The organism is Streptomyces poriticola, assembly GCF_036689765.1.
Taxonomy (GTDB): Bacteria; Actinomycetota; Actinomycetes; order Streptomycetales; family Streptomycetaceae; genus Streptomyces; species Streptomyces poriticola.
Genome location: NZ_JBAGKH010000001.1, coordinates 151657 through 164586, shown reverse-complemented (window position 1 = coordinate 164586; position 12930 = coordinate 151657). Strand labels below are relative to the sequence as shown.

General features: G+C 70.6%; 10 protein-coding genes. 5 read left to right on the top strand and 5 right to left on the bottom strand.

The window, feature by feature from the left end; genetic code table 11:
- Positions 1-72: 72 nt before the first annotated feature.
- From lspA to V5O46_RS00695, 3 genes are all read left to right on the top strand, one after another.
- Positions 73-786, top strand: a complete 714-nt coding sequence (gene lspA / locus V5O46_RS00705) for a signal peptidase II (RefSeq protein WP_332882365.1) — start codon at positions 73-75, stop codon at positions 784-786.
- Between the two features lie 81 nt (positions 787-867).
- A complete protein-coding gene (locus tag V5O46_RS00700) occupies positions 868-1812 on the top strand; it encodes an RluA family pseudouridine synthase (protein ID WP_332882364.1) in 945 nt (314 codons plus the stop codon).
- Positions 1809-2312 (top strand): GNAT family N-acetyltransferase, encoded by a 504-nt coding sequence (locus V5O46_RS00695; protein WP_332882363.1) that lies wholly within the window; start codon positions 1809-1811, stop codon positions 2310-2312. Before V5O46_RS00700 ends, V5O46_RS00695 begins: the two co-directional genes overlap by 4 nt.
- A gap of 136 nt (positions 2313-2448) precedes the next feature.
- Here V5O46_RS00695 and V5O46_RS00690 read toward each other — a convergent pair whose 3' ends face one another.
- Positions 2449-3639, bottom strand: a complete 1191-nt coding sequence (locus tag V5O46_RS00690; protein WP_332882362.1) for a mechanosensitive ion channel family protein — start codon at positions 3637-3639, stop codon at positions 2449-2451.
- A 104-nt stretch (positions 3640-3743) separates the two neighbouring features.
- On the opposite strand from V5O46_RS00690, the gene V5O46_RS00685 reads away from it, so the two are divergent.
- Complete coding sequence (locus tag V5O46_RS00685) at positions 3744-4373, top strand: dienelactone hydrolase family protein (RefSeq protein ID WP_332882361.1); 630 nt, start codon at positions 3744-3746, stop codon at positions 4371-4373.
- On the opposite strand, the gene V5O46_RS00680 is transcribed toward V5O46_RS00685, so the two are convergent.
- The 4 genes from V5O46_RS00680 to V5O46_RS00665 all read right to left on the bottom strand — a co-directional run bounded on the left by V5O46_RS00680 (position 4358) and on the right by V5O46_RS00665 (position 9115).
- Positions 4358-6028, bottom strand: coding sequence for an alkaline phosphatase D family protein (locus tag V5O46_RS00680; protein WP_332882360.1), 1671 nt, complete (start codon positions 6026-6028; stop codon positions 4358-4360). The genes V5O46_RS00685 and V5O46_RS00680 overlap by 16 nt on opposite strands.
- Before the next feature lie 104 nt (positions 6029-6132).
- On the bottom strand, positions 6133-6933 hold the full coding sequence (locus tag V5O46_RS00675) for a DsbA family protein (protein ID WP_332882359.1): 801 nt from the start codon (positions 6931-6933) through the stop codon (positions 6133-6135).
- A gap of 75 nt (positions 6934-7008) precedes the next feature.
- Positions 7009-7722 (bottom strand): hypothetical protein, encoded by a 714-nt coding sequence (locus V5O46_RS00670; protein WP_332882358.1) that lies wholly within the window; start codon positions 7720-7722, stop codon positions 7009-7011.
- A 67-nt stretch (positions 7723-7789) separates the two neighbouring features.
- On the bottom strand, positions 7790-9115 hold the full coding sequence (locus V5O46_RS00665; RefSeq protein ID WP_332882357.1) for a DUF2252 domain-containing protein: 1326 nt from the start codon (positions 9113-9115) through the stop codon (positions 7790-7792).
- Positions 9116-9335: 220 nt separating this feature from the next.
- On the opposite strand from V5O46_RS00665, the gene dnaE reads away from it, so the two are divergent.
- The gene (gene dnaE / locus V5O46_RS00660) at positions 9336-12881 is read left to right on the top strand and encodes a DNA polymerase III subunit alpha (protein ID WP_332882356.1); all 3546 of its coding nucleotides are present in this window, start codon (positions 9336-9338) and stop codon (positions 12879-12881) included.
- Positions 12882-12930 lie beyond the last annotated feature (49 nt).

The following is a 12930-nucleotide window of genomic DNA, read 5'->3' as shown; positions in this document are numbered from 1 at the left end:
CCTGCGGGAGTGCGGGGTGGAAGGCGTGCCGTACCCTCGTCCTCAGTCAGGTACCTAGGTTGAGGGACTCACGTGGCAGAGGCGGAGCGCATCATCGGTACGCCGGACACCCCGGGCGCGGCCGGGGACGGGCAGCGGCGGCCGGACGCCGACGAGGCACCGGCCGCGGCCGGCGAGCCCACGGCCGAAGCGACCGGCACCGGCGCCGAGGGCGGTGAGCCCGGCGATCCGGCCGGCCGTGCGGCCCCGGACGGCCCCGAGGGCGCGGACGTCGCCGACGGCACGGCCGAGCGGCCCCGGGGCAAGCGCCGTATCGCCGTGCTCTTCGCGGTCGCCGGGTTCGCCTACGCCCTGGACCTGATCAGCAAGATGATCGTGGTGGCGGAGCTGGAGCACCACGAGCCGATCGAGATCATCGGCGACTGGCTGAAGTTCGAGGCGATCCGCAACGCGGGCGCCGCCTTCGGTTTCGGCGAGGCATTCACCGTGATCTTCACGGCGATCGCTGCGGTGGTGATCGTCGTGATCGCCCGGCTGGCCCGCAAGCTGTACAGCCTGCCCTGGGCCATCGCGCTGGGCCTGCTGCTCGGTGGCGCGTTGGGCAACCTCACCGACCGGATCTTCCGTTCGCCCGGCGTCTTCGAGGGCGCCGTCGTCGACTTCATCGCGCCCAAGCACTTCGCCGTGTTCAACCTCGCCGATTCGGCGATCGTCTGCGGCGGCATCCTGATCGTGCTGCTGTCCTTCAGGGGCCTCGACCCCGACGGCACCGTCCACAAGGACTGACCGCGGGGTCACCGGCGGGCGACCGCCGGGCCCGACGACCGCCCGTGCGGCGCTGTCGGACCCGTCCGGCATACTCGACGGGTGAGCACGCTTCCCGAGATCCGTACCCTGCCCGTGCCCGACGGCCTGGAGGGCGAGCGCGTCGACGCCGCCATCTCCCGCATGTTCGGCTTCTCCCGTACCAAGGCCGCGGAGCTTGCCGCGGCGGGCAAGGTGCAGGTCGACGGATCGGTGGTCGGCAAGTCCGAGCGGGTCCGCGGCGGCGCCTGGCTGGAGGTCGAGATGCCGCAGGCGCCCGCGCCGGTGCAGGTGGTGGCCGAACCGGTCGAGGGCATGGAGATCGTCCACGACGACGAGGACGTCGTCGTGATCGTCAAGCCGGTCGGCGTCGCCGCCCACCCGTCACCGGGCTGGTCCGGGCCGACCGTGATCGGCGGACTGGCCGCCGCCGGGTACCGCATCTCGACGTCCGGCGCCGCCGAGCGGCAGGGCATCGTGCACCGCCTGGACGTGGGCACCTCCGGTCTGATGGCGGTCGCCAAGTCGGAGCGGGCGTACACCTCGCTCAAGCGCCAGTTCAAGGAGCGCACGGTCGACAAGCGCTACCACACCCTCGTCCAGGGCCACCCCGACCCCACCAGCGGCACCATCGACGCCCCCATCGGCCGGCACCCGAACCACGACTACAAGTGGGCGGTCACCGCCGACGGCAAGCCCTCCGTGACCCACTACGACCTGGTCGAGGCCTTCCGCGCCGCCTCCCTGCTGGACGTGAAGCTGGAGACCGGCCGCACCCATCAGATCCGCGTCCACATGGCCGCCCACCGCCACCCCTGCGTCGGCGACCTGACCTACGGCGCCGACCCCACGCTCGCCAAGCGGCTGCGCATCACCCGCCAGTGGCTGCACGCCGTCCGCCTCGGCTTCGAGCACCCCGGCAGCGGCGACTGGGTGGAGTACACCAGCGACTACCCCGAGGACCTCCAGCAGGCCCTGGACCGGGTCCGGGAGGAGACCTACGGATGAGCGCCGGGGCCTACGAGGTGCGGGTCGCCGAGGACCCCGCCGACCGTGAGGCGTGCTTCGCCGTCCGCAAGGACGTGTTCGTCGCCGAGCAGGGCGTCCCCGAGGAGATCGAGTACGACGCCCACGACGCCGCCGCCGTGCACGTCCTGGCGGTCCGGGCGGACGGGGTGCCGCTGGGCACCGGCCGGCTGCTGCACGGGGCGGCGTCCGCGGCCAGAACCGGAGGTGACCCGGCCGTCGGGTCTCTCGGGCGGCTCGCCGTCACCGCCGCCGCCCGGGGGCTGGGCGTGGGTGCCGCGCTGGTGCGGGCGATCGAGGACGCGGCACGCGCACGCGGGCTCGCCGCCGTCGACCTGCATGCACAGACCCACGCACTGGCCTTCTACGAGAGACTCGGCTACGTGGCGTACGGACCGGAGTTCGCCGACGCGGGCATGCCGCACCGCGCGATGCGCCGCACACTGTGGCCGCCGCTGCCGAACGCACCGGCGGGCGGGTGACATGGCGAGCCCGAGACCTGCCCGGTGATCACCGAGCCTTACGGGGGCGCCGGCCCTGGACGCCGTCGGCACCGCCGTCCCTGTGTCCCTGGTACTGCCGGGGCCTGCGCGGGCCGATCGCCGGACCCGCCGGCGGTCAGAGGCCCTTCGCCGGCTGGTCCGGGAAGCGGCGCACCGCCTTGTCGAGTGCGGACCGGTCGCCCTGGTCGAGGACGGGCCGGTCACCCGGGCCGGGCGCGGGCCGGCCGCCCCGGTCGAGCGGGGGCGTGCCGCCGTCGTCGCGGCCCGGCGGCAGGACCGCGTCCGCCGCGTTGACCCGGGGCAGCGCGTAGGGGTGCTCGGCGGCCAGCCACCGCAGCATCTCCTCGCGCACCCGGATCCGGACCGTCCAGACGTCGTCGGCGTCCTTCGCGGTCACCAGGGCCCGCACCTGCATGGTGGTCGGAGTGGTGTCCGTGACGCACAGACTCTGGGCCCGCCCGTCCCAGGCCGGGCACTCGCGCACGATGTCCCGGAGCCGCTCGCGCATCTCGTCCAGCGGGGCCGAGTGGTCCAGATGCCAGAAGACGGTGCCGGTCATCTGCGGACCGCCCCGCGACCAGTTCTCGAACGGCTTGGAGGTGAAGTACGACACCGGCATGGTGATCCGGCGCTCGTCCCAGGTGCGCACGGTCAGGAAGGTCAGGGTGATCTCCTCGACGGAGCCCCACTCACCGTCCACCACCACGGTGTCCCCGATCCGCACCAGGTCGCCGAAGGCGATCGTCAGCCCGGCGAACAGATTGCCGAGGGTGGACTGCGCGGCGACACCGGCGACGATGCCGAGGATGCCGGCGGAGGCCAGCAGCGAGGCACCGGCCGCGCGCATCTCCGGGAACGTCAGCAGCATCGCGGCCACCGCCACCACGCCGACGACGGCGGACACCACCCGCATGATCAGCGTCACCTGGGTGCGCACCCGCCGCACCCGGGCCGGGTCGCGGTCGGCGTTGGCCTGGGCGTAGCGGGAGTAGGAGGTCTCCACGACGGCCGAGGCGATCCGGACGACCAGCCAGGCCACCGAGCCGATCAGCACCAGCGTGAGCGTCCGGCCGATGGCGGTGCGGTGGTCGGGGAACAGCCCGGCCTCGACATAGCTGGCCCGCAGCAGCGCCGCGCAGAGCGCGAGCTGGTACGGGACGCGGGCCCGGCGCAGCAGTCCCCACAGGGGCGTCTCCGGATGGCGTGCGTCCGCCTTGCGCAGCAACAGGTCGGTGGCCCAGCCGATGAGCAGCGTCAGTACGACCGAGCCGCCGACCACGGTCAGCGGGCGGAGTATGGTCTCCATCCTTCGAACGTAACCGGCACCGGCGCCGCTGAACATGTGACATTGCGGACATAGCGGCCTGGGGTGGGGCTCGCGTTGTCAGACGCGGCTGGCACGATGGCCTCATGGACATCGTACTCTTCCACTCGACGTACGGCCTTCGGCCCGCGGTCCGGCAGGCCGCCGACCGGCTGCGTGACGCCGGTCACCAGGTGTGGACCCCGGACCTCTTCGAGGGCCGGACGTTCGGCACGGTGGAGGAGGGCATGGAGTTCCACGAGCAGGTCGGCCGGGAGGAGCTGCTCAAGCGCGCGGTGCTCGCCGCCGCCCCCTACTCGGAACGCGGTCTGGTGTACGCCGGGTTCTCGCTCGGCGCCTCGATCGCGCAGACCCTGGCCCTCGGCGACCACCGGGCGCGCGGCCTGCTGCTGCTCCACGGCACCTCGGACATCGCGCACAACGCCTCGGTGGACGACCTGCCCGTCCAGCTGCATGTCGCCGAGCCCGACGCCTTCGAGACCGACGACTGGCTGAGCGCCTGGTATCTGCAGATGGGCCGGGCCGGGGCCGATGTCGAGGTGTTCAGATACCCCGGGGCCGGCCATCTCTTCACCGACCCCGACCTGCCGGACCATGACGCGGAGGCCGCCGAGGCCACCTGGCGGGTGGCACTCGGCTTCCTGGACTCCCTGGAGCGGGACTCCCTGGAGGGGGACTCCCTTGATCGGGAGGAGCGGCCTCAGACCGGGCGGTAGGTGCGCTCCACCTTCTGCGTGCCGCTGCGGGTGCGGTAGGAGCGGGCCCAGGACGAGGACGCGTCCCGGTCCGTCTTGTCGGACAGCACGTAGTAGTCCATCTGCGCCCGCTCGGCGGTGACGTCCAGTACGCCGTAGCCGTGGCGGTCGGTGTCGACCCAGTGGACGTGCCGGTTGGCCGCGCGGATGACCGGCGAGGCGACCGCGGAGATCAGGCCCTCGGGCGCCTTCACCAGGTCGTCGAGGTTGTCGGAGGACACCGAGGTGACCACGAACTCGGTGGCGGCCGAGCGGGACAGCGGGTATGTACCGGCCTTGAACGGCACATCGTTGGCCCAGGCCATGTGGATGTCGCCGGTGAGGAAGACCGTGTTGCCGATGGCGTGCGCCTTGAGATGGTCCAGCAGCTCACGGCGGTCGTCCGTGTAGCCGTCCCACTGGTCGGTGTTGAGGGCCAGGCCCTCCTTCGGCAGCCCGAGCAGTCCGGCGAGCGGCTTGAGCAGCTCGGCGGGGAGCGAGCCGACGGCGAACGGCGAGATCATCACCGAGTTGCCGACCAGCCGCCAGGTGGTGTCGGACGAGGCGAGGCCTGCCTTCAGCCAGTCCAGCTGGGCCCGGCCGGTGAGGGTGCGGTCCGGGTCGTCGACGTCTCCGTTGCCGATGCCGACCTGCTGGGAGCGGTAGGAGCGCAGGTCCAGCAGCGACAGGTCGGCGAGCCTGCCGAAGCGGAGCCTGCGGTAGGTGGTGCCGGCGATGGCCGGGCGGACCGGCATCCACTCGAAGTAGGCCCGCTTGGCGGCACTCTGACGGTCCGCCCAGGTGCCCTCGGCACCCTCGGTGTGGTTCTCGGCGCCGCCCGACCAGCTGTCGTTGGCGATCTCGTGGTCGTCCCAGATCGTGATGGCGGGCGCCGCCGCGTGCAGCGCCTGCAGATCGGGGTCGGTCTTGTAGTGGGCGTGCCGGACGCGGTAGTCGGCGAGGGTGAGGATCTCGTGGGCGGGCTCGGTGGGGCGGACGACGGTGCCGCGGGTGCCGTAGTTGCCGGTGGGGTACTCGTAGATGTAGTCACCCAGGTGCAGCCAGGCGTCCAGGTCGCCGCGGTCCGCGAGATGCCGGTACGCGGAGAAGTGGCCGGCCTCCCAGTTGGAGCAGGAGACCACTCCGAAGCGCAGGCCCGCCACGTCGGCGTCGGCGGCGGGCGCGGTGCGGGTGCGGCCGACGGGGGAGTCGGTGCCGCCGGCGGAGAAGCGGAAGAAGTAGTCCGTGGCGGGTGCCAGGCCGCGCACATCGGCCTTGACGGTGTGGTCGGCGTCGGCGGTCGCGGTGACGGCCCCTCGGGCGACGACGCGGGTGAACGCCTTGTCGGTGGCGACGGCCCAGCCGACCTCGGTGTCCGGCCCGGTACCGGAGCCCGGTATGGCCTCCGGCGTGGGCGTCACGCGGGTCCACAGCAGGATACCGTCGGGCAGCGGGTCGCCGGAGGCGACACCGTGCAGGAAGGCCGGGGCCGCGGAGGCGGCGTTGGCGGGCAGCGCACCGGCGAGCGGTGCGGCCAGCACAGCAGTGGCCGCCGCGGCCTTGACGACCGAACGGCGGCTGGGGGGAACGGAGTTGGCCGGATGGGCTCTCTCTGATGATCTGTATCGACTGGTCACGAACGATCATGTTACTGATCGGTATGACCTGAGAGCGGGCGAACTCGCAAAAATTCGCCCGCTCTTGTGCCGTGCTTCGCTACGGCGTCACCGTCCGAGGGGGATCACTTGGTGACGCCCTCGTCCTTGAGTGCCTTCTCCCACTCGGCGACGGTGCCCGGGTTCTTGATCACCTTGTCGTTGATCTTGAGAGTCGGCGTCGACTCGACGTCCTTGGTGTCCTGGAAGGACTGGCTCATCCGCATCGCCCAGGCGTCGTAGGTGCCGTTCTCCACCGCGTCCTGGAACTTCTTGTTGTCCTTGAGGGCGTCCACCGTGTTCGCCACCTTGATCAGGTAGTCGTCCTTGGCGAACTCGTCGGTCGACTCCGAGGGGTGGTGCTCCGCGGAGTACAGCGCTTCCTTGTAGTCGATGAACGCCTCGGGGCTGACGTTCAGCGCGGCACCGAGAGCGCTGAGCGCGTTCTTGGAGCCCTCGCCGCCGAGGTTGTTGTCCAGGAAGGTGCCGATCGTGAAGGACAGCTTGTACGTGCCGTCCTCCATGCCCTTGTTGACGCTCTCGCCGACGGTCTGCTCGAAGGAGGCGCAGGCGGGGCAGCGCGGGTCCTCGTAGAGGTGGACCACGTTGTCGGTCTCGGAGTCACCGAGGAGGACGGTGCTGCCGTTCTTGCCGGAGGTGTTGGCCGGGGCGACCACCTCGGCCTCGGCGGCCTTCTCCCAGCCCGTGGGCTTGCTCGCCTGGACGACCGCGTAGCCGATGCCGCCGGCCAGGGCGAGGACGCCGACGACCGAGCCGGCGACGATGATCTGCCGCCTGGCCTTGTCGCGCTTGGCCTGGCGCTCGCGCTCCTGGCGCAGCCGCTCGCGCGCCGCCGTCTTCGCCGCCTGGCTGTTTCGCTTGCTCATGGTGAGGATCTCCGTGGGACGTGCACACCGGGGTGTGCGGAAGGTCGAATAGGGGGACGTGTCGCGCTCGGTGGGTCACCCGAAGGCGGCCGCGGCGGCCGGGCGCGGTGGTCCCCGGCGTCCCAGGGAGTGGATGAGGATCCGGTCGCGGGCGGTGGCGGTGCGGCGGACCGGCCGGACCGGACGGCGGACCGCCGGGGCCGGCCCCGTGGCGACCGCCGCGACCGCGAGCAGCAGCGGCCGGAAGGTGGTCGCGGCGACCGCCCGCAGCAGCTGGGCCAGCGCCCGCTCACCCCGGCCCAGCCAGGCCGCGGCCAGCAGCCCGACGCCGATGTGGGCGGCGAGCAGCAGCCAGGCCGTACCGGGATCGGCCTCGGCGAGCAGCGCGGCGAGCCGGTCTGTCTCGGCGCCGGTCACCCGGGCGAAGGGGGCGGTGACGCCCGCGTGGACGCCCGTGCCGTCGCCGCACAGCACATCGAGGCCGACGGAGCGCAGCGGGCCCGCGACGGGGCCGCCGGCCCGGCCGTAGCAGACGTGCTGGCCGGTGGTGAAGACCGTGTCGGCGGCCAGCTCCAGCGGGATCAGCAGGGCGGCGATCCGCCCGAAGGAGCGCTCGCGACCCGCCAGGGCGTAGGCGAGCAGGAACACGGGGGCGACGACGACGGCGACCGTGGCCAGCGGCAGCGGGACCCCGGACAGCAGCACGTGCGACGCGGCGCTGAGCGTCACGACCAGTGCCGTGAACAGCGCCGCGCGTACGGCTCTGAGCGGGGTCCGGGATATGTCCATACCGAAGAGAGAGTGTGTCACGGAGGCCCGTAAAAGACCTCTAAAGGGTTCCTGTGCGTGGCCGACGTTACAGACCCGGAATCCGGCCGTTGCGGAACAGGTCGACGAAGATCTGGTGGTCCGCACGCGCGCGTGCCCCGTAGCCGTGGGCGAAGTCGACCAGCAGCGGGGCGAAGCCGTCCTCGTCGGCGGCGATGGCCGCGTCGATGGCGCGCTCGGTGGAGAACGGCACCAGGGACTCGCCGGAGGTGGTGTCGGCCGCCGCGTGCATCGCGGCCGTGGCCCGGCCCAGGTCGGCGACGACCTCGGCGATCTCCTCCGGGTCGTCGATGTCGCTCCAGTCCAGGTCGACCGCGTACGGCGACACCTCGGCGGCCAGCTGACCCGCGCCGTCCAGCTCGGTCCAGCCCAGCCACGGGTCGGCGTGCGCCTGCAGGGCGCGCTGGGAGATCACCGTGCGGTGGCCCTCGTGCTGGAAGTAGTCGCGGATCGCCTGGTCGGTGAGGTGCCGGGAGACCGCCGGGGTCTGGGCCTGCTTGATGTAGATCACCACGTCGTTCTCCAGGGCGTCGCTGTTGCCCTCCAGGAGGATGTTGTACGACGGGAGCCCGGCGGAGCCGATGCCGATGCCGCGCCGGCCGACGACGTCCTTGACGCGGTAGGAGTCCGGGCGGGCCAGGGACGACTCCGGAAGCGTCTCCAGATAGCCGTCGAAGGCCGCCAGCACCTTGTACCGGGTGGCCGCGTCCAGCTCGATGGAGCCGCCGCCGGCCGCGAAGCGGCGCTCGAAGTCGCGGATCTCCGTCATCGAGTCCAGCAGCCCGAAGCGGGTCAGCGAGCGGGCCGTGCGCAGCGCGCCCAGCAGCGGGCCCTGGGCGGTGTCCAGGGAGAACGGCGGCACCTCGTCGCTCTTGGCACCGGTGGCCAGGGCGTGGACGCGCTCGCGGTACGCGCCCGCGTAGATCCGCACCAGCTCGGTGATCTGCTCGTCGGAGAGCGCCTTGGCGTACCCGATCAGCGCCACGGAGGCCGCGAAGCGCTTGAGGTCCCAGGTGAAGGGGCCGACGTAGGCCTCGTCGAAGTCGTTGACATTGAAGATCAGGCGGCCGGTGGAGTCCATGTACGTGCCGAAGTTCTCCGCGTGGAGATCGCCGTGGATCCACACCCGGCTGGTCCGCTCGTCCAGGTACGGCCCGCCGCGCCGGTCCGGGTCCAGGTCGTGGTAGAAGAGGGACGCCGTGCCCCGGTAGAACGCGAAGGGCGAGGCCGCCATCCTCCGGAACTTCACGCGGAACGCGGCCGGGTCGGCGGCCAGGAGCTCGCCGAAGGCGGTGTCGAGGACGGCGAGGATCTCCTCGCCGCGGTGCTCGTCGCTGAGCTGCGGGACCGGCATCGCTGGGTGCCTCCTGGTGCGGGTGGTGCTGGACGGGTGCGTGAGGTGGAGCGGGCCTCCACTCGGACCAACGTTCGACGGTGCGCGGAAAGTGCCCGCGACCCTCCCGGGAAGGTACGCGGACAAGCCCCCGGAGTGTCAGTGCCGAGGCATAGACTTCGAGGCCGTCCCCCCGGACTGACCACTACCCGTCGCCCACAGTTTCCCCAGGAGGCCGAACGTGTCGAAACCGCCGTTCACGCACCTGCACGTCCACACCCAGTACTCGCTGCTGGACGGTGCCGCGCGGCTGAAGGACATGTTCGACGCCTGCAACGAGATGGGCATGACGCACATCGCCATGTCCGACCACGGCAACCTCCACGGGGCGTACGACTTCTTCCACTCCGCGCAGAAGGCCGGCGTCACCCCGATCATCGGCATCGAGGCCTACGTCGCCCCCGAGTCCCGGCGCAACAAGCGCAAGATCCAGTGGGGCCAGCCGCACCAGAAGCGGGACGACGTCTCCGGCTCCGGTGGCTACACGCACAAGACGATGTGGGCGGTGAACCGGACCGGCCTGCACAACCTCTTCCGGCTCTCCTCGGACGCCTATGCCGAGGGCTGGCTGCAGAAGTGGCCCCGGATGGACAAGGAGACCATCGCGCAGTGGTCCGAGGGCATCGTCGCCTCCACCGGCTGCCCCTCCGGCGAGGTACAGACCCGGCTGCGCCTCGGCCACTTCGACGAGGCCCTGCAGGCAGCCGCCGACTACCAGGACATCTTCGGCAAGGACCGCTACTTCCTGGAGCTGATGGACCACGGCATCGACATCGAGCACCGCGTCCGCGACGGACTGCTCGAGATCGGCCGCAAGCTCGGCATCCCCCCGCTGGTCACCAACGACTCGCACTACACCTACGCGCACGAGGCGACCGCCCACGACGCCCTGCTGTGCATCCAGACCGGCAAGAACCTCTCCGACCCCGACCGCTTCAAGTTCGACGGCACCGGCTACTACCTGAAGTCCACGGACGAGATGTACGCCATCGACTCCTCGGACGCCTGGCAGGAGGGCTGCGCCAACACCCGGCTGGTGGCCGAGATGGTCGACACCACCGGCATGTTCGAGAAGCGCGACCTCATGCCGAAGTTCGACATCCCCGACGGCTACACCGAGGTCACCTGGTTCCAGGAGGAGGTCCGCCGCGGCATGGAGCGCCGCTTCTCGGGCAGTGTCCCCGAGGACCGCCGCAGGCAGGCCGAGTACGAGATGGACGTCATCATCCAGATGGGGTTCCCGGGCTACTTCCTCGTGGTCGCCGACTTCATCATGTGGGCCAAGAAGAACGGCATCGCGGTCGGCCCCGGCCGTGGCTCGGCGGCCGGCTCGATCGTGGCGTACGCCCTGGGCATCACCGACCTCGACCCCATCCCGCACGGCCTGATCTTCGAGCGGTTCCTCAACCCCGAGCGCGTCTCCATGCCCGATGTCGACATCGACTTCGACGAGCGCCGGCGCGTCGAGGTGATCCGCTACGTCACCGAGAAGTACGGCGCCGACAAGGTCGCCATGATCGGCACCTACGGAACCATCAAGGCCAAGAACGCGATCAAGGACTCCGCGCGCGTGCTGGGCTACCCGTACGCGATGGGCGACCGCATCACCAAGGCGATGCCCGCCGACGTCCTCGGCAAGGGCATCAACCTCGACGGCATCACCAACCCCGAGCACCCCCGGTACTCGGAGGCGGGCGAGGTCCGGTCGATGTACGAGAGCGAGCCGGACGTGAAGAAGGTCATCGACACCGCCAAGGGCGTCGAGGGCCTGGTCCGGCAGATGGGCGTGCACGCCGCCGGCGTGATCATGTCCAGCGAGACCATCACCGAGCACGTCCCGGTGTGGGTCAGGCACACGGACAACGTCACCATCACCCAGTGGGACTACCCGAGCTGCGAGTCGCTCGGCCTGCTCAAGATGGACTTCCTGGGCCTGCGCAACCTCACGATCATGGACGACGCCGTCAAGATGGTGAAGTCCAACAAGGGGATCGACATCGATCTCCTCAGCCTCCCGCTGGACGACCCCAAGACCTTCGAGCTGCTCCAGCGCGGCGACACCCTGGGCGTCTTCCAGTTCGACGGCGGCCCCATGCGCTCCCTGCTGCGCATGATGAAGCCCGACAACTTCGAGGACATCTCCGCCGTCTCGGCCCTCTACCGCCCGGGCCCGATGGGCATGAACTCGCACATCAACTACGCCCTGCGCAAGAACGGCCAGCAGGAGATCACCCCGATCCACAAGGAGCTGGAGGAGCCCCTCACAGAGGTCCTGGACGTCACCTACGGCCTGATCGTCTATCAGGAGCAGGTGCAGAAGGCCGCCCAGATCATCGCCGGGTACTCGCTCGGCGAGGCCGACATCCTCCGCCGCGTGATGGGCAAGAAGAAGCCCGAGGAGCTCGAGAAGAACTTCGTCATCTTCCAGGGCGGCGCCCGGAAGAACGGCTACAGCGACGAGGCGATCCAGGCACTGTGGGACGTGCTGGTCCCGTTCGCCGGCTACGCGTTCAACAAGGCGCACTCCGCGGCGTACGGACTGGTCTCGTACTGGACCGCGTACCTGAAGGCCAACCACCCCGCCGAGTACATGGCCGCCCTGCTCACCTCGGTCAAGGACGACAAGGACAAGTCGGCCGTCTATCTCAACGAGTGCCGCCGCATGGGCATCAAGGTGCTCCCGCCGAACGTCAACGAGTCGATGTCGAACTTCGCCGCGCAGGGCGACGACGTGATCCTCTTCGGCCTCTCCGCCGTGCGCAACGTGGGCACCAACGTGGTGGAGGCGATCATCCGGGGCCGCAAGGCCAAGGGGAAGTACGCCTCCTTCCCCGACTACCTGGACAAGGTGGAGGCGGTGGTCTGCAACAAGCGCACCACCGAATCGCTGATCAAGGCCGGCGCCTTCGACGAGATGGGCCACACCCGCAAGGGCCTGACCGCCCAGTACGAACCGATGATCGACAACGTGGTCGCGGTCAAGCGCAAGGAGGCCGAGGGCCAGTTCGACCTCTTCGGCGGCATGGGCGGCGGCGACGACGGCGGCGGTGAGCCGGGCTTCGGCCTGGACGTGCAGTTCTCCGACGAGGAGTGGGACAAGACCTATCTCCTCGCCCAGGAGCGGGAGATGCTCGGCCTGTACGTCTCCGACCACCCGCTGTTCGGGCTGGAGCACGTCCTGGCCGACAAGGCCGACGCCGGTATCTCGCAGCTCACCGGCGGCGACTTCGGCGACGGCGCGGTGGTCACCATCGGCGGCATCATCTCCGGCCTGCAGCGGAAGATGACCAAGCAGGGCAACGCCTGGGCCATCGCCACGGTCGAGGACCTCGCCGGCTCCATCGAGTGCATGTTCTTCCCGGCGACGTACCAACTGGTGTCGACGCAACTCGTCGAGGACGCCGTGGTGTTCGTCAAGGGCCGGCTGGACAAGCGCGAGGACGTGCCCCGGCTGGTCGCGATGGAGTTGATGGTCCCCGACCTGTCCAACGCCGGGACCAACGCGCCGGTGGTGCTCACCATCTCGGCGACCAGGGTCACCCCGCCCATGGTCAGCCGCCTCGGCGAGATCCTCACCCACCACAAGGGCGACAGCGAGGTCCGGATCCGGCTCCAGGGCCCGACCAGGACGACCGTGCTGCGCCTGGACCGGCACCGGGTGAAGCCCGATCCGGCCCTCTTCGGTGATCTGAAGGTGCTGCTCGGCCCGTCCTGCCTGGCCGGCTGACGCGCAGCGCACGGGGGCGGGCCCCACGAGCGCACGAGCACGCGAGAGG

Bases quoted from the DNA above. Each gene is read 5' to 3' on its own strand.
- V5O46_RS00670 (WP_332882358.1), bottom strand. From the start codon at position 7,722: ATGGACATATCCCGGACCCCGCTCAGAGCCGTACGCGCGGCGCTGTTC.
- V5O46_RS00690 (WP_332882362.1), bottom strand. From the start codon at position 3,639: ATGGAGACCATACTCCGCCCGCTGACCGTGGTCGGCGGCTCGGTCGTA.
- V5O46_RS00695 (WP_332882363.1), top strand. From the start codon at position 1,809: ATGAGCGCCGGGGCCTACGAGGTGCGGGTCGCCGAGGACCCCGCCGAC.
- V5O46_RS00685 (WP_332882361.1), top strand. From the start codon at position 3,744: ATGGACATCGTACTCTTCCACTCGACGTACGGCCTTCGGCCCGCGGTC.
- V5O46_RS00675 (WP_332882359.1), bottom strand. From the start codon at position 6,933: ATGAGCAAGCGAAACAGCCAGGCGGCGAAGACGGCGGCGCGCGAGCGG.
- V5O46_RS00665 (WP_332882357.1), bottom strand. From the start codon at position 9,115: ATGCCGGTCCCGCAGCTCAGCGACGAGCACCGCGGCGAGGAGATCCTC.